The organism is Chitinophaga sp. (assembly GCF_039596155.1).
Lineage (GTDB): Bacteria > Bacteroidota > Bacteroidia > Chitinophagales > Chitinophagaceae > Chitinophaga.
Genome location: NZ_JBCNKF010000030.1, coordinates 1 through 18,249 on the forward strand (window position 1 = coordinate 1; position 18,249 = coordinate 18,249).

The window sequence follows — 18,249 nt, forward strand, 5'->3', positions numbered from 1 at the left end:
TACTGACTGAACTGTACTTCCTGTTGTGCATGCGCACGCAGGAAGTACAGGATGAAAAATGATATGGTAAAAATTCTTTTAATCATTTTGCTTATCTCGTAATCAACTCAACATAACCTTTGTATAACTGCGGTCCTCCAGCCATGTTGATCTTAAGCACATAATAATAAACACCGGCACTCAACCCCTCTCCTTTCCAGTTGTTACCGTAATTATCACTCCGGTATACCTGGTTCCCCCATCGGTTATAGATTTCCAGCCGTGAGCCCGGATAGAGGTCCAGTCCTTTTACCACGAACTGGTCATTCTTTCCGTCACCGTTAGGCGTAATGACATTGGGAATAAAAAAAGTCGCACTAATGGCCGGTGTGGTCACAGTGCTTGAATTATTTGAATTATCAGGATCAGTTTCGTTGGCCGAAACGTAGGCTGTATTTTTAATCACACCAGCAGCCGACACACGTGCCTTAAAAGATAAGGTAGCTGATTTCAATACACGTAGCGTATCGATATTCCACACCACTTCGTTCACTGCTGCATTATAGGTGGCATAACCCGTAGAGGGTGTCAGTTCTGTAGCCGCTGCCAGGTTACTGGGAAAATCGTCGGTAATGATCAGCGAAGTGGCATTGTCCAATCCCTTATTGTACACGGTGAGCAGGAAAGAAATTTCATCTCCGATCCCGATATTGTCAACCGTTTCCAGTGTCTTGACAATGCTCACATCTGCTGTAGGAGCATCATTGAAATCTACAAAACGGGTACAGGTAGCCCTTGTAGTGGCATCTGTAACAGTAACATAGACGCTTCCGTTAGGTTGCGGACCGGCGGATATGGTACTGAATTTACCATAATCATCAGCGTGGGTATTCGTACTGCTGCCGTCGGGGAACCTGATCACCACAGCTGCATTGGGTAACGTACTGCCTGTAATCACAATCTGGCCACCTACCTGTTTTACAGGTGCATTGATGATGAACAGGGAGATCACGGATACGAGTCTTACCCTGATAGATGCTGCACAGGCATTGGCATCTTTTACGGTGATGCTATAGGTGCCTTCGGGTAAACGGCCGATAGTGCTGGCGTTTGACCCTGTACTCCATGTCAGTGTATAAGGGGCAATACCACCCGTAGCTACAGCCGTAAGGCTGCCGGTAGCATCTCCGGGACAACCTACAGAGATCTGCGATACGGTAATGCCAATCACGTCGGGCTCCGTAATGATCACTGTCTGTGCATTTGATATACAACCATTCAGTCCTTTGACGGTGACACTGTAAGAACCGGGGCTTAAACCTCTGAACACGGAATCGGTCTGCCACGTTCCTCCATTGAGAGCAAATTGATTGCCGGCACTGGTGGTAGCAACTTTAATGGTTCCGTCTTTCAGGGCATTGCAGGTTACATTGGTCGCTGTCAGCGTGAAAGCAGGGGATGGACTCACATAGACTTTTTTGACGGCAGCATTTATACAACCACTGGTATTCAATTCATACCTGACAGCAGCAGTGCCTCCGGAAATACCATTCACCGTGCCACTGCCGTCTATCACGGCAATTGTTGTATCATTACTGCTCCAGGTACCACCGGCTATTGACGCGGTGAGCGATAACCTGTTATTGGCACAAAGTATACTATCTCCTGTAATGGTGATCGGGGTAACAGGTGCCTTATCTTCGTTGGCCACAATATGTACCACTTCTCCGGCAGATACTGAAATTGCATCGACGGTAGTTGTCGATGCATCCGGGTCATAGATAGTATATCCACTCAGCTTCCATCCACACACAGCGGAAGCGGTGAGCTGATAGGTTCCCGCAGTGACGGGAATGATCACACTGTTATCCCGCTGTGTGGTGCGGATCCTTTCTGCATCCAGCCAGCTGGTAGCTGTGCGGCTGTAAATAGCAGTACTGTTGCTGCTCCATACTGCCCCATCAAAAGCCGTGGTACGGCTCAGATCGGGTCGGGCAGTAGCATCTGTACTCCAGTTACTGCCATTGTACCAGGCGCCGTTGGCATAGATCATACCTGTACCATCGATCGCTATATCCGTATAAGTAGTCGTTGTGCTGATATTAACCGGGATCCCCCCGGTAAAAGGAACAGTGAATACGCCATTGGCGAGATATACCACTGTGCCGGTATAGGGCTGGATATCCAAACGGGTCGCACCGGAGGCACCGCCCAGCAATTGTGCCCAGCTATCACCATAAGGGGCAGCAGTACTGATATTCGTCAGCATACTGCCATCTGCCCGGGTGATGGCAATACGCCCTCCACCATAAGCGATATCAGTCACGGCAATGTTTGCATGAAAAGATGGACGGTAGATGATATAGAGCGAGGTACCGTCATAGAACCATGCGGTACCCGTGGCATCCACACTCACAAACTGGCCAGGGCCTGCCCCATCGATGGCAACGGCCTGAAAACCTGTGTTGGACCACTGACTGCTGCCTGAAGGACGACGGTATACATTGGTGCTGGTAGCTGCCCATAATTCTCCCCTTACACCTGCACCGATGTCACTGATAGGATCTGAAAAAGCAGGGAGATCGTTGAGAATGAAGGTCGTTGTTCCATCTATGGTGAAATGGAAATCGGGCGAAGCCGCATCATCCTGGCTATTCACGTGTAAGTAGATATAACCTTGCTGTGGGTATGCTTCTTGCACGAAAAGTAAGAATATAAGAGACCACAATGTACTCCATGCAGGTCGAGGCATAACTTTACGGGAAATAAGCGGGACGATGGGATAGCATCCCCTTTCTAAATACACAGTTCTCAAAACAAAGATATATTATTTGATACAATTATACAATATGAATAAACAATAATATTAATTTATTGGAGTATGAATTAAAGCAGGCTTCCAGCCTGAAAACCCGGCAGCAGTTTTAGTATAAAAGTTATTGTTTGTGAAAGATTTGGACCCGATTGTTCTGCAATTTTTTGGTAAATTGCAGCATGGAATTACTAGGTTTTCTCCGCCAGGAATTTGATCTACCTGCCAACATTTGTACCGAGCTGGAATTGGCTTTCACCTGCGAGACCTTGCCTAAACACCATAAACTTTTCCTGCCTGATACCTTGTCGAAAAAGGTTTACTTCATTGAATCGGGCTTTGTACGCAGCTACTATATCAAAGACGATAAAGACATTACCCACTTCTTCTTTACAGAGAATTCGTTTAGTCTTTCTATTGAGAGCGTCTTTTACAATTCCCCCTCGCTCCTTGGCCTTGAACTGTTAGAGACTTCTACTCTCCGCTGGATTTATTACCATGATCTTGAAATTTATATCAACAAGTATAATCAACTGGAAAAACTAATGCGGGTACTCCTGATTGACGTCATGAAAAAATTGTCGGAAAGGTTGTATATGACACAGTTTCAATCAGCACAGGAGCGGTATAAAACCATGCTGGACAAGCACCCTGATATACTTTTGAGAGCACCTTTGGGTCATATTGCTTCTTACATCGGCATCACCCAGCAAAGGCTGAGTGTGATCAGGAGTCAGAAATAAGCACAACAATTCCTCTATCGGCATGTTTTTTAATATAGATTAAAAATTACCAGGAAATCTTATTGAAATTTTGCCATATAATCAACGTAGTGCTTATGTTACAGAAATGTACCTGCTGGCTCGCTGCCATAGCCATCTTTACCGTTAGTTGTCACACAGGAGGCAAGCCCTCCTCTCCCCAGGATACCGCCATCCCGGTGATCACTCAAAACGTTCAAACCACCACCGCCAACCATTCCATCAACATCAGCGGGAATATAGAAGGTAGTAAGACTGTACATCTCGGCTTTATGGTAGCCGGGAAGATCAATTACATCGCTGCCGACGAAGGGCAAACCATTCAAAGCGGACAGCTGCTGGCCAGCCTGGATCCACAGAACTACGCTATTGCGAAAGAAATGGCAGATGCCAGCACTAACCAGGCACAGGATGAATATAACCGCCTGAAGATCATGTACGACCGCAAGAGTATCAGTGAGAGTGACTTTAGCAAGATCACCAATACGCTCTCCCAGGCAAGGGCACAGCAAAAACTGCAAGCCAAGAACCTTTCCGACACAAAACTCTTTAGTCCTATCAGTGGGGTGCTACTGAAAAAGAGTGCTGAAGCCGGCGAGATCACCAGTGCAGGGATGCCTCTCTTCACTGTATCTGACATCCGCACTGTAAAAGTGAACGCATACATACCGGAGAGTGAACTGAATAATGTAAAACTGGGACAGGAAGCTGCTGTGCTGGTGAGCGCTGTAAACGAAACCTTCCAGGGGAAGGTGACAGAAGTAGGTGCTGCTGCCGATGCTGCTGCGAGAGCCTTCACCGTAAAAATTACATTGGATAACCCTCATCTGCTGATCAGACCCGGTATGATCGCCGAGATCAAACTGGCTTCCGGTACTGCCAGCAACATACTTGCTATACCCGTGGAAGCAGTGATGCATGACATTGACGGACAAACATACGTATACGTAGTAGACGGTCAGCGTCATCAGGCCTTCAAAAGAAAAGTAAGCATCGGTCAGCTCAGCGGCAACCTGATGGAGATCACTTCCGGCCTGAACGCCGGGGAACAGGTCGTGACCGGTGGTCAGCAAAAACTCAATGACGGTGCTGTTGTTTCTCTCTCTAAATGATCCTGATCATGAATCTTGTACAATCTGCTTTAAAATATAAACAGGTGACGTTGTCCGTGCTACTGCTCGTATTTGCAGTAGGCGTGAACTCACTGCTCACCATGCCCAGAAGGGAAGATCCTAAAATAACGATCAGACAGGGGCTGGTGATCGCTTACTTTCCCGGTGCAAATGCTGCACAGGTGGAAGACCAGGTAACGAAGAAACTGGAACAATACCTGTTTCAGTTTGAAGAAGTAAGAAAAGATAAAACGTACTCCACCTCTCAGGATGGTATGGTCATCGTGAATGTGGAACTGGGTGAAAAAGTCAAAACCCCCGATGTATTCTGGAGTAAACTGCGCCACCAGTTACTGGTGGGTAAGTCTATCGACTTCCCCCAGGGTGTACGCGGGCCTGTTGTAAATTCTGACTTCGGTGATACCGAGGCCCTGGTAATTGGTATTGAAAGTGATTCCGCCACTTACACCCAGCTGAAAGATTATGCCCAGAAAATGGAAGATGCCATCCGTACGATCAAAGCCGCTTCCAAGATCAAACGTATCGGAGAACAGAAAGAACAGATCACTGTGACCTCCAACTCTGAAAAGCTGGCACAATATGGGATTAACGTGACACAGGTAACCCGGGTATTGCAATCACAGAATACGATTATGGCAACCGGGGATGTAAAAACGGATGTCAGCAAAGCGCCATTGTATACTACAGGTTACTATAATACAGAGAACCAGATTGCCAACCAGATTGTAGGTACGACCCGAACAGGTGCCACCGTGCGTCTGGGTGATGTAGCTGCCATCAACCGTACTTATGCAGACCCGACCTCCCTGATCACGGTGAATGGTCACAAAGCGATGATGCTGACCGTGCAGATGCTGGAAGGAAATAACATTGTAAAGTTTGGTGAAGCGGTACAGCAGAAACTGGATGAAGTATCCAGGCTATTACCATCCAATGTACATATCACTACCATCGTGAATCAACCTTCACTGGTAAATGAAAACGTATCTCATTTTATCAGGGAGTTCTTCCTTGCTATTATATCAGTTGTGATCGTAGTGATCCTGTTGCTGCCATTACGCATTGCAGCAGTAGCAGCTATGGCTATTCCGATGACGATTGCTGTTACATTTGCCATTATGCACCTCTTTGGTATTGAGCTGCACCAGGTATCACTGGCAGCACTCATCGTGGTACTGGGTATGGTGGTCGATGATGCCATCGTCATTGCAGACAATTATGTAGAGCTGCTGGATGAAGGAAAAGACCGGTGGACAGCAGCGTGGAAGAGTGCGACAGACCTGGTGGTCCCTGTACTGGCAGCTACTGTAACGATCATCGCTTCCTTTATGCCGATGGTATTGATCTCCGGTGCAGTTGGTGAATTCATTGTGGCATTGCCGATTACTGTGGCTGTGGCCCTGGGTTCTTCCTTTATCGTAGCGATGGTATTAACCCCCTTACTGTGCTTTACTTTTATCAGGAAAGGGCTGCACAATCCGGCACAAACAAAGAAAAAGAAGTCGCTGCTGGACAGGATGCAGCAGGCATATAACAAGGCACTGGACTGGTGTGTAGTGCATCCGAAGACGGTGATACTGGGTAGCCTGCTCACGATACCACTGGCGGGTTTACTCTATACCAAGGGTATCAGGCAGAAGTTCTTTCCTGCCGCAGAAAGAAACCAGTTTGTGATAGAATTATGGATGCCTACCGGTACCCGGCTGGAAAAAACAGATGAAGCAGTACACAGGCTGGCAGCATTGATTAAAAACGACCCCCGTGTTACATCGTATGCTACCTTCTCAGGTACGAGCGCTCCACGCTTTTACTACAATTATTCACCGGAAGTGCCCGTGAGTAACTATGGACAAATATTAGTCAACACCACTACAGAAGCAACTACCAATGCACTCTCCATGGAACTGGAGCAAAAGGTGGCTGCTGCTGTACCGGAGGGGTTGCCACAGGTAAAACTGATGCAACAGGGCTCTGTGCTCAAGTCTCCGGTAGAGGTGCGCATTATAGGAGATGACATCAACAGGTTGAAACAGATCGGTGCAGAAGTGCAGCAGATCGTTCAGCATACGAAAGGCAGTTATCTTGTAAGAAGTGATTTCAGGGAAGACTATTATGGCGTAGGCATCCAGCTAAAAGATGAAGCCAACAGGCTGGGCTTCGCGACAGCCAGCATTGCACAATCAGTTTATACAGGTTTTAGTGGTTACCCTGTATCTACAATGTATGAAGGCAACAACCCGATTGACATTGTATTGAGACTGGATGAAAAAAGCCGTCGCAGCTTTAGCGACCTGGAGAACATGTACCTGGAATCTCCGGTTACAGGTGCCAGCGTGCCCCTGCGCCAGATAGCTTCCCTTACTCCTGAATGGCAGACGGGTAAGATTATGCATCGTAATGGTGTACGTACCCTGACAGTGCTGAGTGAAACAGCGGACAACGTATTGCCGGCAGACCTGCTGAAAGCCATCCGGCCGGCTATCAGCCAACTCACACTGCCCCCCGGCTACCAGATCGTGTATGGTGGCGAAGATGCGAATAAGAAAGAGACGTTTAGCCAGATGATGGTGGTATTGGCCATCAGTCTTGTTGCCATCTTCTTCATATTGCTTTTCCAGTTCCGCAACCTGAAAGAAGCAACCATTATTATGCTCACCATTCCGCTCAGTTTATTTGGCGCAATGGCAGGGTTATATATTACGCATAACAATTTTGGGTTTACAGCATTTGTAGGTCTGATCAGTTTGTCAGGGATCGTGGTCAGGAATGCCATTATCCTTGTAGACCACACCAACGAGCTGCTGAAGCATGGTATGGACATACGAACAGCCGCCATTGAATCTGGCAAGCGCAGGCTCAGACCCATCTTCCTTACAGCGATGGCAGCAGCGATCGGGGTATTGCCCATGATCATTTCAGGCTCTCCGATGTGGAGTCCGCTGGCCAGTGTAATTGCCGTGGGTGTAGTATGGTCCATGATCGTAGCATTGCTTACTGTACCCGTATTATATATCGTATGGATCAAACCGACTCCCGATGAAAAGTAGCAACCTTCTCACACTCATTATATTCCTGCTTACGACGCCATTGCTGCGCGCACAACAACCGATGCCGCTGGATCTGCAGCAGGCCATTGATCTTGCTTTGCAACATAACAGGTCACTGCACATCAAGCAACTGCAGCAGTCAGAAAAAAAGGCAAAACTGCAGGAAGATGCTGTCAGGCAATATCCTGCTGTCACTGTAAGTTCCGCCTATCAATATAACCAGAACCTGGGTGCATTGAATATTCCGGCGGGTTATTTTGGAACCCTCCCGTTAGGCGGTACTAATATCGGGTTGCCGAATAAAGATGCTTCTTTTGAACTGGGTAAACACAATAACTTCAACGCGGGTGTGACCGTCTACCAACCCATTACCCAGCTGGGGAAAATAAAGGCTGGTATGGAGGTGACGAAAACCGATGTATTGATTGCCGAACAGGAAAGCCGGAAAGCAGCAATGCAGATCAGGCAGGCGGTTGAAAAACTATATTATGGTTTGCTGATCAACCAGCAACAACAGATCACGGCAAATGCCAATCTGCAACTGGCAAAGATGAAGCAATTCGATGTGGAGAGTGCATTACTGGCGGGTAAAACCGTCGATGCCAGCAAGGCCGGTTTGCAGGCAAATGTAGCAGATGAAGAACAAAACCTGTTGAAGTTACAGATCCAGGCGGATGATTATATGGCAGATCTGCAGCAGTTGACTGGCATCACAGCAGACAGTGTGGTACTGGCCGAAGTTGATGATACTGTACAACCGGTCAGTGACAGCATTTCAGGTGAAAATAATGTGGATATCCGGTTGGCTAACCTGACTAAAGTAAAAACCGAACAGGCGATTAAAGCTACGCAACGCAGCTACCTGCCTGACTTTGGTGTGATGGCTGGTTATACCTACCAGACAGGGAATGTGCTATATCCCAGCAATAATCCATTTGTAGGCGCATCATTTAAGTGGAATATACAGGATATTTTCTCCAACAGGCAGGTATTGCATCAGCGGAACTTCCAGCTGCAGCAATCTGCTGAATATGTAGCCAATACACAGGAAACTGTGAACCATGATATAGCCAAAGCAAAAAGGCGGATTAACCAGGCCCTTGCCCTGATTGCGGTCGCACAAAAAGCTGTAAATTACCGGCAGGATGAGTTAAAAATTCAGCAGGATAAAAAAGATGCTGGCCTGAATATTGAAGCTGATCTGTTAAATACTAAATCAATGCTGGCCAAGGCGCAGGCAGACCTCCTGGGTGCTAAGCTCAACTATAGGATCGCCTATTCTGACCTGCGCATACTGACAGGCGCTTATTAAAAAAGTTATCACATGAAAAGGATCGCATTCTTACTAATCACATTGCTATTTTCGACACAGGTATTACTGGCACAGGACAAAATACTTGGTAACTGGCTGAGCGAAGAAAAAGACGGCCGTATTGAGATCTATAAAACCGGCGATAAGTATTTCGGTAAGCTGGTATGGGGCCGTGACCTGATGGAGGCCGATGGGAAGACACCCCGTAAAGACCGGACGGATGTAAAGAACAGTGATCCTAAACTGAGAAGTCGCCCTTTGTTGGGCCTTGTATTGCTGACTAACTTCACTTATGATGATGGTGAATGGAATGGAGGCAAGATCTATGATCCCAAGAGTGGAAAGACGTATAGTTGTACGATGAAATTAAAAGGTGATAAACTTGAAATCAGGGGCTATGTCGGCGTTTCCATGTTTGGCAGAACGACGGTGTGGACGAGAGGATAATTTGTAATTATATCGTTGCCTGCTTCGGCAGGCAACGATATAATTGTAGGTTTCTCAGCAGAAAAATTACTTTTTGAAATTGAAATTCCTTGTGATATTGAAGCCAAAGTAAATATCACCTTTGCCCCAGCTACCATTCGTTTTTGCCAGATAATACGGCCCTACCATTCCTGCAGCATTGGTAAATACCAGCTGGAATACGTGACCTCCGGTTTCAATATCAATACCACCTGAGATAGCATCATAAATTTTGGTACTTACTACCTGATTACGTAATAGGTAGTTGTACTCAGCATTGATGCTCATTCTTTTGGTGAATTTCAAACGGCCACCTGCAGATACCGCGAAGAGATCATTTTTATCTTCGGGCGTTGGCGTCAGGTTATAGTGAATCCAGGATGGCACGACTTCAAAAGAGAAAGCAGGAGAAAACTTCTTTGCGATGATTACCTGCGAAGTATATGCAGTACGATAGCCTGCATCGAGGTAAGGCTTATCGGTATAGCGCTGCGTATAGTTAGTGATCACACCATACAGGCTCACAGAAATCGGCATACCTGCTTCTTTTTGCTGCAGCAGTTTATACTTCAGGGAACCATCGAAGGTTTTGTCTACAGAACTGCGCCCTAATCCTACAGAGAAGCGGTCAGTGATACCATAATCCAATGCAAAACGAATGGAGGCGTTATCCAGTCCGAAGAACTCATAAGCCCCGCCGTTTAGCTTTCCGAAACGGTGCATGATCATGAATTGCAGGCTTTTCTTACCTGGAGATTCAACGGTAGGCAGGTTTACAATCTGTGTCGCCTTGAAGGTACCGGTTACAACCTGCCCTTTTTGTGATTCGGAAACGGCGTCGTCCATCATTTTCATCAGACTGCTGTCCTGCGCCATCATACGGCTGCAAACGAGTAATAAAAATAAGGTTTGAATGATTCTTCTTTGCATATCCATTATTTTGATAACGCAGTGCAGGCAGCAACTACCTGTACTGAAATTTCTGAAGCAATTTTATCTTTTACCAGCGAAGGGATTTTAATATCGAAATCGGAAGGTTTGACTTTGAAGTCAGCTTTACCTGTTACTTTTCCGTCTGCCACTTCAAATTCTGCAGGTGCACTGACTGGTTTGGTAACCCCATGCAGGGTAAGGTTGCCACTGATCTGTACTTTGTAAGTACCGGGTGTGGTGCCTACATTGCCGTTGATAGTACCGGTGAACTGTGCTTTGGGGAACTTGTCGCTTTCCACATAGTTCTCGTTGTAATGGTCCTGCATCAGTTGCTTTTCGAACAGGAAGTTCTTTTGCAACAGGGTCATGGCCACGGTTTTCTTACCCAGATCAAAGGCAGCTACTACCTGCCTGTTTTCCGCTTTGATATCTTCCAGCGGTGTTTTGGAATAGAAGTTCACCTTTCCATTGCGCGTCATATAAGTTTGCGCTTTGGCTGGCAGGTATAAAAAGCCTGCCAGCGCTAATGCATATATTGATTTCATATGTTCCTGTTTTAGTTATTCTGAGCGCCGCGGGCGATCCAGTCTTTGATTGTGTTGATATTGCAATCAGATAGTTTGGCACCGCCCTGAGGCATAGCCGGATAACCACTTGCATGCGTGATGGTACCGATCAGGTTACCATTGTTTACCTGTGTCACCACTTTCGCATAAGAATCTAAAGAGATGCCGCCGCTGGCGCTACCATTACCATGACAGCTATAACAATTAGCAGAAAGAATAGGTTGTACGTTGGCAGCATATTTCATATTGACAGTATCACAGGTAGTGCCACCACCGGTGCCTGTTGTATCGGTACCTGAAGTCAGGTCTTTTTCATTGTCTTTGGAGCACGATGTTACCATGGTCAGGCAGTATACGATTGCGATTGCTGACAGAAAGAAGAATACACGTTTCATAATTTGTAATTTTAGTGAGTTGTGAGGATGGTCGTTTTACTTAGTATTGAGAATGGTTGCGTCTACCAGGCTTACGTCCATAAGGAAGCCGGTGCACTTACCTTTTACGCGAATGGTTTCACCGCTTTTAGGCAGTGGATCTGTGGTTTCAGCCAGGCTACAGTTTACACCACCGGGATCGGCTTCCCCGGCAGACAATAGCACGGATACTTCCTTCCCGTTCTGTTCCACGTTCATGACAGTACCAGTTACTTCCAATACTTTGTTTTCGTACAGTTTGCCAGCAGTTTTTTCGTCTTTGGCATAGGTACCATACAGTTCTCTGGCGGTCACACTGTCGTCGGTGTGTGCTTCAGCGGCGGTTGTTCTTGGTTTGTTGTACAAGTAGTAGCCTGTTCCTCCTGCCACCAGGCAAAGGAATACCGCTGCGAAAAGGATTGTCTTTTTTCGCGTCATACAAATTGATTTTAAAGTTGGAAGCCTACACGATTAACGGATAGATTTCGTTATGCCAATGTTGATGCCCATACTGGTGATAGGCAGGTCTCCGATACCGAGACCTTTGGCAGGTATTTTCAAATATGGTTCTACACGAAGCTTACCTATTGCGCCGAGGTTGTGCTCCAATCCTACTCCCACGTGTATAATAGAAAACCAGTTCTTAGTTGCATTTTTATAAGCCCATGAGGCAGTGTTCACATCACCCGAATACATTTTGTATTCATATGAATAGTCTTCTTTTTTCATCAGGTAGGACGATAGGCCTGCGTTGGCGTACCAACTGGTTTTTTCACCGTTCCTGATAAAGTATCGAACGTTCACTGGTATCTCATACATATTACAATACCCTTCTACGTCGAGAATTTGCCAGTTTTGAATGGCTGGAATCTTTGACTTGTTAAAATAGTTACCTTCAGAATAATAGTTTTTATGATCATAGAGCAGGCCGGTTTCCACAGCGAAGCTGCGGGAAATACGGTAACCGAGAATGATACCGGCGCCATAGCCTACCTTGTTTACCCGTTGCATTTTCACCGTACTGATATCAGGACTGGCGATGATACCGAAGTAAAGCCCTTTTTGTACTTTGGCAGGTGCCTGTTTCTTCGTGGCGGACAACTCTACATTCATTGTTGGCAAAGAAATATTGTTCACTGGCATATTAATACCTGGCATTGTTGCACTGTCTGCAGGGAGTATTGTTTTTACCGCTGCAAGAGAATTATCTGGTTTTTCATTTGTTCTAACGCCATTAACGAAGGTGGATGTTTGCTTATTGTTTAAAATTGTTGCTTTAGAATAATTTAACGTATCTGCATTTATTCCGGAAAATGCTGTTGATATGTTATTGCTTTTATTATTCTTAGCAGTATATGTACGGTTTGTTGTATTTGAAACAGTGTTTGTAATTGTATTTGTCTGATTGATGGCGCTGTTGTTTGAACCAGTATGCGGGTTCGTACCTGTCCCTGTGTTTGGGTGAGTACTTGTATGAATGTCTGTTCCGGTCGTCGTTGTTTTTGCTATTTCTTTTCCAGTACGCGGCAAGTTACCGGTTTCCAGCGGTGGCGCGTAAGTAATAAAAAAAAGTACAGTCAACAGGATGGATACCCCCAGCCCTACCCACTTATTACTCCGCGCGCCTGCTGCCACAGATCCCTGTGGCGCAGCAGACTGCAACCGGCTACTGAGCGCATCCCAGTCCGCACCATCCGTTTTTAAGGGATATTGCGACGCCGCATTGCGGAATAATTCGTCCATATCGTCATCTAAAAGCTGCATATATCAAATTCCTGTATGCCGTTATTTAATTTTTTCCTTAAATGTTCTCTTGCTTTAGACAGATTTGATTTAGAAGTGCCTAAACTGATATTCAGCTTGTCTGCAATTTCCTGATGAGAAAACCCATCTATTACATACATATTGAATACAACCTGATAGGAAGGTGGTAATTCTTTGATCAGGATGATCAGTTCTTTGTAATATAACTTTTGTTCTGCCGATTGTCCCATATCGGGCTGCTCCCATACATATTCCGGAATACCCCCTATTTCCGGGATCATGTTTTTCCGCCGCAGTTCATCAATAGCCGTGTTTACCATGATTTTGCGCATCCATCCCAGGAGCATCTTTTCCAGATTTTCTCCTTCTTCACAGGTAAACCTGTCAAACCGGTTGAATATCTTTACAAACCCGTCGTTCACCACTTCGGTCGCTTTCTCATACCTGTATATATACCTGAACACAATTTTCAGGGCATATGCATAATAGCGTTCGTACAGCAGCCGCTGGCACCTGGGCTGTGCATGCATACACCCTTCTATTATGGTCTTAAGTTGTTCCAAATGAGTAGCCGTCTGTATTTAATCTATACCATTATAATACGGAACCTGTCATGTAAAGGTTGCCTGGTATGAAAAATATTTTTTAACACTTAATTATCAATTACTTACGTAATATGTAGGGGTTATTAAACCTAAAAGATGAAAAACGGATCTAAAGTAATATGAAATTTTCACATGCTATCGGCTACTGCTCCCTGATGCTGGCAATGGGCACTAGTTGTACCAGGAATATAGCTCCACAGGAGCCACCTGCTTCCAGCCCTGTTGTTACTGTTATACCTGACGGCAGTGCGGCTGAATGGTCCATGCCATTGCGCTACACCAACAGTCAATATACACTGTCTTACGACATCACCAACGACAACCGGAATATTTACGTCTGTATCATGACGGCAGATCCTGCAATGAGACACCGGATCATGAAGGCGGGGATGACAGTTTATTTCGATCCTAAGGGTAAACAGAAGAAAAAAATGGCCCTGGTATACCCTGAAAGGAATATGGATGGCATCAATGTGCCTACCGTTTATAATACAGATGGGTTTCTGAACATGGATAACGGGCAGCATAAGCTGACGGATAAGATGGCCGGCATCACCATTGGCCTGAACCCAATGTCGGACAGTGGGGCCCTGGTGTATGAGGTGGCGGTACCATTAAGCAGGGTATTGGCCAACGGGCTGTCGGAAAAAGCCCTCAAAAAGAATTTCAGTGTGGGGATTGTTGTCAACCAGTTGCCCGGTAAGCGAGGTGTGCCGGGCGAGGGACAGGGGCAGCGCCGCGGTGGTGGCGCCCCCAGGGTGTCCTTTGGTGGTGGAATGGGCATGGGCAGCATGGGTGGCGGTATGGGAATGGGTATGGGCATCGGCCTGGGTGGAGGTCGCGGTGGTATGGGGGGTGGCCGTGGGGAGGCCCAGGTACCTGAGGATGCCACATGGGCGACATTCAGGTTATCAGTGCCGGGAAAAAAATAAAATCGCCATCTTTGCGCCATGAAATATGCCGACAAAGAGATTCAGGAGCTGGAAGAGTTCTATAAAACAGCGTCCTTACCAGATTCTATAGAGTTGTTCCATAGCACCGTTATTACCGATGTAAAGGCTTTTGTACATAGCCATCTGCAGATTATTAAATTGAGACAGGGCGTACCAGTTTTTGAAGGTTTTTATGACAGACTGGTCCTTTTGAAAGAGAAGCTATCCCAATAATCAAACGCTGCTATATAAACTGCAACGCTTTTGCCTGAGGCAAAAGCGTTGCAGTTTATGGTAAATAACCGGGAAATCCATTAGAAGATTTAGCGTAATTTTACTCCCTTAATTATGAATACGCCAATACTGGACATACCATCTACCATAAAATATTACCTGTCTCTGGACAAAAAGGTCGCGCAAAGTTTTGGAATGGATAAATATGATGAGCTCCTGCACCCTGACAACTTCGCTATACTGAGTAATGAAGGCAGTGTAAAAAACGGAGCCCCTATTAAAACAGACCATTACGCTCTGATCCTTTGTATCAGGGGTAACTGTACCAAAACGGTAGGCCCCTTCACTTTTCAGGTGACACCGCAGTCGCTGCATATTGTCTCGCCACGCTATATCAACTCTTTCGAAAATGCTTCCGAGGACCTGTTGTTGTACATGGTCATGTTTAAAAAAGAATTTATAGCAGATATCTTCATCAAGCAAAGTGTGCTCGACCCGTTAATGGATCTTCACCCCGAATGCCCTCCTATCTATAGTCTTTCAGACCAAAACTTTCAAAAGATCAAAACCCTGTATGAGAAAATAGACCGCGAGTATAAGGAAGAGCATCCCTTCTTTCTTCAGTTGATCAGGTTACAACTGGTTGAATTACTTTTCGAGGTGAACAGGACTTTTGAAAAATGTGTCGATCGCCGTACGCATTATCAACTGACCAGGCAGTATACGTTGTTTATGAACTTCAGGGATCTTGTAGAAGAACATTTTCTTACTAAAAGAACGGTACAGGAGTATGCAGATCTGTTACATGTATCTGCCAAGCATTTGAGTGAAGTAGTTAAACAGGAGACAGGGAAGAATGCATTGCATATTATTCATGCGCGGGTATTTCTGGAAGCGAGGTTATTGCTCACTACTTCATCGCTGAGTGTAAAGGAAATTTCTGATCAGCTGAACTTTGATACCAGCTCTCACTTCAGCAGGTTCTTTAAGAAGTTTGCAGATGAGAATCCGTCTGCTTATAAGAAGGTATCAACACCATAAAAAGGGTCTTTAAAATAGCATATTACTTAAATGAAATAGTCGCCCGACATGCTACGGACGACTATTTTAACTTAACCATAAACCCTCATACAAACTAAAGCTTAAATGCGTATGCTACTCTGACACCTATTACATTATTGGAAGTACCACCGTCGACAAATTTGGAGTTGCCATCAAATTTCACGGCTGCATCCAGGTAATTTCCCTTACCCAGCGGGATCAGGTAACCTATCTGCGGGGTGTACACGAAAGCAGCTGACTTATCGTTGTACAAACCGGTACTATTGGTGATGAAGCTCACACCCGCCTGTCCCTGTACGTATACATTGTTATTGCTGAACGGGTAATACTTCAAACCTAATTTTACCGGGATTAACTGCAGATCATCGAGGCCGGGGGTATTGTCGGCAAATATGTTGGTATAACCTGCATTCAGGTTAACGTACAGTGTACGTTGTACCAACGCATAATCTGCCTGTACAGACCCACCGAGGGTCCAGTTGTAATGATCTTTGAGATTACCTACCGGGATACCGGCTTCGGGGCCTACGCTTAATAGAAATGCGGGTCTGTCTGTTGTAACCTTCTCATCCTTGCTCTGTGCCTTAACACCTACTGCTACTGTTAAAAATAAACCTAATGTTACAAGTCCTTTCATTACTCTCTTTTTCATCTTCTTTCGTTTTAATCTTTGTCTAATATTTATTGTATCAATCTTAAATTCTTCCTATTTGGAGGATCTATAGATTTGAATTGCTTTCTATAAATCCGGCGTCTTTATTATGCATTCCATCAATTGATGAATTCACTGATCACGCTTCTACCAGCTGTATATTAGCTTCCAGTTGCACATCCTCTCCCAGCAGTAATCCGCCTGCTTCCAGCACTGCATTATATGTCAGGCCAAATTCCCACCTGCTGATATTTCCTCTCACTTCAAAACCCATTTTCTTCTTACCGTGCATATCAACAGCCACGCCACCATATTCTGCTTCGAGCTCAATAGGGCGACTAATCCCTTTCATGGTCAGGGTACCTGCCAGGTTGTATTTGTCTCCCTTCATTTTCCTGAAGTAAGCGGATTGAAAAGTAATTTGTGGAAAGTGTGCTGCGTCGAAGAAGTCGGCGGACTTTAAGTGTGCGTCTCTCTGTTCCTGATTGGTATCTATGCTATGTACATCCAGTGAGAAATGTACCTCTGCATTGTCTATGTGGTGCGGGTCGGAGAAAGTAGCACCACCATTGAAATTGTTGAAGGCACCGGTTACATTCGATATGACGAGGTGCTTGATTTTAAACTGGACGCCTGAATGATCAGGGTCGATGATCCAATTCTGTTGATTCATATACTTGCGCGATTTGTCATTAATTCCATACAAAAGTAGGAAGCCTGGGACATCGCATCAATTCCAAAAAGGCATAAAAAAAGACCAATTTTCCCTGTAGCCGGCGAGGCAGGAAAAATTGGTCATGTATTCCGATTTATTGGTCGCGCAGAATGCGCTATTACCTTCTACCTTTGCTGCGCAATGAAAATTGCAGTTTTAACAGTTGTAGGTTTAAGTAATAGCCGTTTCGCCTCTGCGTCATGGCTTTTTTTTTATAAACCATCCATCTTCATTCCCTCCAGTATCTGGCAATGATACATATAATCATATACAGAAGCCACTTCTGAAGGATAGTTAAAACCATATGGCCAGAAGTGCTGGCTGTCTCCATGTATAACCGCCGTTGAGTCACCGGTAATTGTACGCAGTATTTGAGTTGCATTGGTACCTGTGTAAATGCCGTTTACGATGAGGGTATTCCACCATGCGCTGGAAGTACCGACACCCACGGTATGTGCAATTTCATGCAGTGCCGTGGCCAGGTTCATATAATAGGTATTTGAACCAAAACGAATACTTCCATTGATATTACCATCGGCGGTAGCTACAGAAGGCACATAGGTCACTGTCAGGGCCTTTGTGAACGTGGTATAATGATTCATGTACCACACGGCGCTATCCATAGCGGCCGTAATGAGGGTGTATGCTGCCTGCTCTGTAGATGTAGGATTACTGGATCTTACCAGGGTGTAAGTCACGTTGCCAGTGACAGCAGCGGCGCTACTGCTGCTGGCAACGGTATCTGATTTAATATCGGGTAGGTCTGCTGATTTCTTACAGGCAGCCATTAGGAGCATAACGAGGCTGATTGCTACTAGCAACCGGGGTTTTCTTTCCATTTTGTAGAATTTGAGGGTTTAAAAA

General features: G+C 45.6%; 18 protein-coding genes. 8 read left to right on the forward strand and 10 right to left on the reverse strand.

What is annotated here, in order from left to right:
- Nucleotides 1-91: 91 nt before the first annotated feature.
- On the reverse strand, nt 92-2,680 hold the full coding sequence (locus ABDW33_RS24270; protein WP_343692691.1) for a gliding motility-associated C-terminal domain-containing protein: 2,589 nt from the start codon (nt 2,678-2,680) through the stop codon (nt 92-94).
- Between the two features lie 293 nt (nt 2,681-2,973).
- Between ABDW33_RS24270 and ABDW33_RS24275 the strand changes: the two genes are divergently transcribed.
- The 5 genes from ABDW33_RS24275 to ABDW33_RS24295 all read left to right on the forward strand — a co-directional run bounded on the left by ABDW33_RS24275 (nt 2,974) and on the right by ABDW33_RS24295 (nt 9,491).
- A complete protein-coding gene (locus ABDW33_RS24275; protein WP_343692692.1) occupies nt 2,974-3,534 on the forward strand; it encodes a hypothetical protein in 561 nt (186 codons plus the stop codon).
- A gap of 95 nt (nt 3,535-3,629) precedes the next feature.
- Nucleotides 3,630-4,664 (forward strand): efflux RND transporter periplasmic adaptor subunit, encoded by a 1,035-nt coding sequence (locus ABDW33_RS24280; RefSeq protein ID WP_343692693.1) that lies wholly within the window; start codon nt 3,630-3,632, stop codon nt 4,662-4,664.
- 8 nt (nt 4,665-4,672) lie between these two features.
- Nucleotides 4,673-7,732: an efflux RND transporter permease subunit gene (locus ABDW33_RS24285; RefSeq protein WP_343692694.1), complete on the forward strand. Its 3,060-nt coding sequence runs from the start codon at nt 4,673-4,675 to the stop codon at nt 7,730-7,732.
- Nucleotides 7,722-9,044 carry a TolC family protein gene (locus ABDW33_RS24290; protein WP_343692695.1) on the forward strand — a complete coding sequence of 441 codons (1,323 nt, stop codon included), beginning with the start codon at nt 7,722-7,724 and terminating at the stop codon, nt 9,042-9,044. Before ABDW33_RS24285 ends, ABDW33_RS24290 begins: the two co-directional genes overlap by 11 nt.
- A 12-nt stretch (nt 9,045-9,056) precedes the next feature.
- Nucleotides 9,057-9,491, forward strand: coding sequence for a DUF2147 domain-containing protein (locus ABDW33_RS24295; protein WP_343692696.1), 435 nt, complete (start codon nt 9,057-9,059; stop codon nt 9,489-9,491).
- Nucleotides 9,492-9,557: 66 nt separating this feature from the next.
- Here the strand turns inward: ABDW33_RS24295 and ABDW33_RS24300 are convergent, their stop codons facing one another.
- From ABDW33_RS24300 to ABDW33_RS24325, 6 genes are read right to left on the reverse strand one after another with little or no spacing between them, the layout of a single operon-like run.
- Nucleotides 9,558-10,439, reverse strand: coding sequence for a DUF5777 family beta-barrel protein (locus tag ABDW33_RS24300; protein WP_343692697.1), 882 nt, complete (start codon nt 10,437-10,439; stop codon nt 9,558-9,560).
- A 5-nt stretch (nt 10,440-10,444) separates the two neighbouring features.
- Nucleotides 10,445-10,987: a YceI family protein gene (locus ABDW33_RS24305; RefSeq protein ID WP_343692698.1), complete on the reverse strand. Its 543-nt coding sequence runs from the start codon at nt 10,985-10,987 to the stop codon at nt 10,445-10,447.
- Nucleotides 10,988-10,998: 11 nt separating this feature from the next.
- Nucleotides 10,999-11,403 carry a cytochrome c gene (locus ABDW33_RS24310; protein WP_343692699.1) on the reverse strand — a complete coding sequence of 135 codons (405 nt, stop codon included), beginning with the start codon at nt 11,401-11,403 and terminating at the stop codon, nt 10,999-11,001.
- A 36-nt stretch (nt 11,404-11,439) separates the two neighbouring features.
- Nucleotides 11,440-11,859, reverse strand: a complete 420-nt coding sequence (locus ABDW33_RS24315) for a hypothetical protein (RefSeq protein WP_343692700.1) — start codon at nt 11,857-11,859, stop codon at nt 11,440-11,442.
- 33 nt (nt 11,860-11,892) lie between these two features.
- Complete coding sequence (locus ABDW33_RS24320; protein ID WP_343692701.1) at nt 11,893-13,185, reverse strand: hypothetical protein; 1,293 nt, start codon at nt 13,183-13,185, stop codon at nt 11,893-11,895.
- On the reverse strand, nt 13,173-13,748 hold the full coding sequence (locus ABDW33_RS24325; RefSeq protein WP_343692702.1) for a sigma-70 family RNA polymerase sigma factor: 576 nt from the start codon (nt 13,746-13,748) through the stop codon (nt 13,173-13,175). The genes ABDW33_RS24320 and ABDW33_RS24325 overlap by 13 nt, the downstream gene beginning before the upstream one ends.
- A gap of 161 nt (nt 13,749-13,909) precedes the next feature.
- Here ABDW33_RS24325 and ABDW33_RS24330 point away from each other — a divergent pair, with 161 nt between their 5' ends.
- The 3 genes from ABDW33_RS24330 (at nt 13,910) to ABDW33_RS24340 (ending at nt 15,997) form a co-directional block, all read left to right on the forward strand.
- Complete coding sequence (locus ABDW33_RS24330; protein WP_343692703.1) at nt 13,910-14,722, forward strand: hypothetical protein; 813 nt, start codon at nt 13,910-13,912, stop codon at nt 14,720-14,722.
- Between the two features lie 18 nt (nt 14,723-14,740).
- Nucleotides 14,741-14,956: a hypothetical protein gene (locus tag ABDW33_RS24335; protein ID WP_343692704.1), complete on the forward strand. Its 216-nt coding sequence runs from the start codon at nt 14,741-14,743 to the stop codon at nt 14,954-14,956.
- Between the two features lie 114 nt (nt 14,957-15,070).
- Complete coding sequence (locus tag ABDW33_RS24340) at nt 15,071-15,997, forward strand: helix-turn-helix domain-containing protein (protein ID WP_343692705.1); 927 nt, start codon at nt 15,071-15,073, stop codon at nt 15,995-15,997.
- Nucleotides 15,998-16,091: 94 nt separating this feature from the next.
- On the opposite strand, the gene ABDW33_RS24345 is transcribed toward ABDW33_RS24340, so the two are convergent.
- The 3 genes from ABDW33_RS24345 to ABDW33_RS24355 form a co-directional block, all read right to left on the reverse strand.
- Nucleotides 16,092-16,670 (reverse strand): hypothetical protein, encoded by a 579-nt coding sequence (locus ABDW33_RS24345; RefSeq protein ID WP_343692706.1) that lies wholly within the window; start codon nt 16,668-16,670, stop codon nt 16,092-16,094.
- Nucleotides 16,671-16,809: 139 nt separating this feature from the next.
- Complete coding sequence (locus ABDW33_RS24350; protein WP_343692707.1) at nt 16,810-17,343, reverse strand: YceI family protein; 534 nt, start codon at nt 17,341-17,343, stop codon at nt 16,810-16,812.
- Nucleotides 17,344-17,597: 254 nt separating this feature from the next.
- The gene (locus tag ABDW33_RS24355; RefSeq protein ID WP_343692708.1) at nt 17,598-18,224 is read right to left on the reverse strand and encodes a hypothetical protein; all 627 of its coding nucleotides are present in this window, start codon (nt 18,222-18,224) and stop codon (nt 17,598-17,600) included.
- Nucleotides 18,225-18,249 lie beyond the last annotated feature (25 nt).

Coding starts and splice junctions, on each gene's coding strand:
- ABDW33_RS24275 (WP_343692692.1), top strand. CDS start 2,974: ATGGAATTACTAGGTTTTCTCCGCCAGGAATTTGATCTACCTGCCAAC.
- ABDW33_RS24280 (WP_343692693.1), top strand. CDS start 3,630: ATGTTACAGAAATGTACCTGCTGGCTCGCTGCCATAGCCATCTTTACC.
- ABDW33_RS24285 (WP_343692694.1), top strand. CDS start 4,673: ATGAATCTTGTACAATCTGCTTTAAAATATAAACAGGTGACGTTGTCC.
- ABDW33_RS24290 (WP_343692695.1), top strand. CDS start 7,722: ATGAAAAGTAGCAACCTTCTCACACTCATTATATTCCTGCTTACGACG.
- ABDW33_RS24295 (WP_343692696.1), top strand. CDS start 9,057: ATGAAAAGGATCGCATTCTTACTAATCACATTGCTATTTTCGACACAG.
- ABDW33_RS24300 (WP_343692697.1), bottom strand. CDS start 10,439: ATGCAAAGAAGAATCATTCAAACCTTATTTTTATTACTCGTTTGCAGC.
- ABDW33_RS24305 (WP_343692698.1), bottom strand. CDS start 10,987: ATGAAATCAATATATGCATTAGCGCTGGCAGGCTTTTTATACCTGCCA.
- ABDW33_RS24310 (WP_343692699.1), bottom strand. CDS start 11,403: ATGAAACGTGTATTCTTCTTTCTGTCAGCAATCGCAATCGTATACTGC.
- ABDW33_RS24315 (WP_343692700.1), bottom strand. CDS start 11,859: ATGACGCGAAAAAAGACAATCCTTTTCGCAGCGGTATTCCTTTGCCTG.
- ABDW33_RS24320 (WP_343692701.1), bottom strand. CDS start 13,185: ATGCAGCTTTTAGATGACGATATGGACGAATTATTCCGCAATGCGGCG.
- ABDW33_RS24330 (WP_343692703.1), top strand. CDS start 13,910: ATGAAATTTTCACATGCTATCGGCTACTGCTCCCTGATGCTGGCAATG.
- ABDW33_RS24335 (WP_343692704.1), top strand. CDS start 14,741: ATGAAATATGCCGACAAAGAGATTCAGGAGCTGGAAGAGTTCTATAAA.
- ABDW33_RS24340 (WP_343692705.1), top strand. CDS start 15,071: ATGAATACGCCAATACTGGACATACCATCTACCATAAAATATTACCTG.
- ABDW33_RS24345 (WP_343692706.1), bottom strand. CDS start 16,670: ATGAAAAAGAGAGTAATGAAAGGACTTGTAACATTAGGTTTATTTTTA.
- ABDW33_RS24350 (WP_343692707.1), bottom strand. CDS start 17,343: ATGAATCAACAGAATTGGATCATCGACCCTGATCATTCAGGCGTCCAG.
- ABDW33_RS24355 (WP_343692708.1), bottom strand. CDS start 18,224: ATGGAAAGAAAACCCCGGTTGCTAGTAGCAATCAGCCTCGTTATGCTC.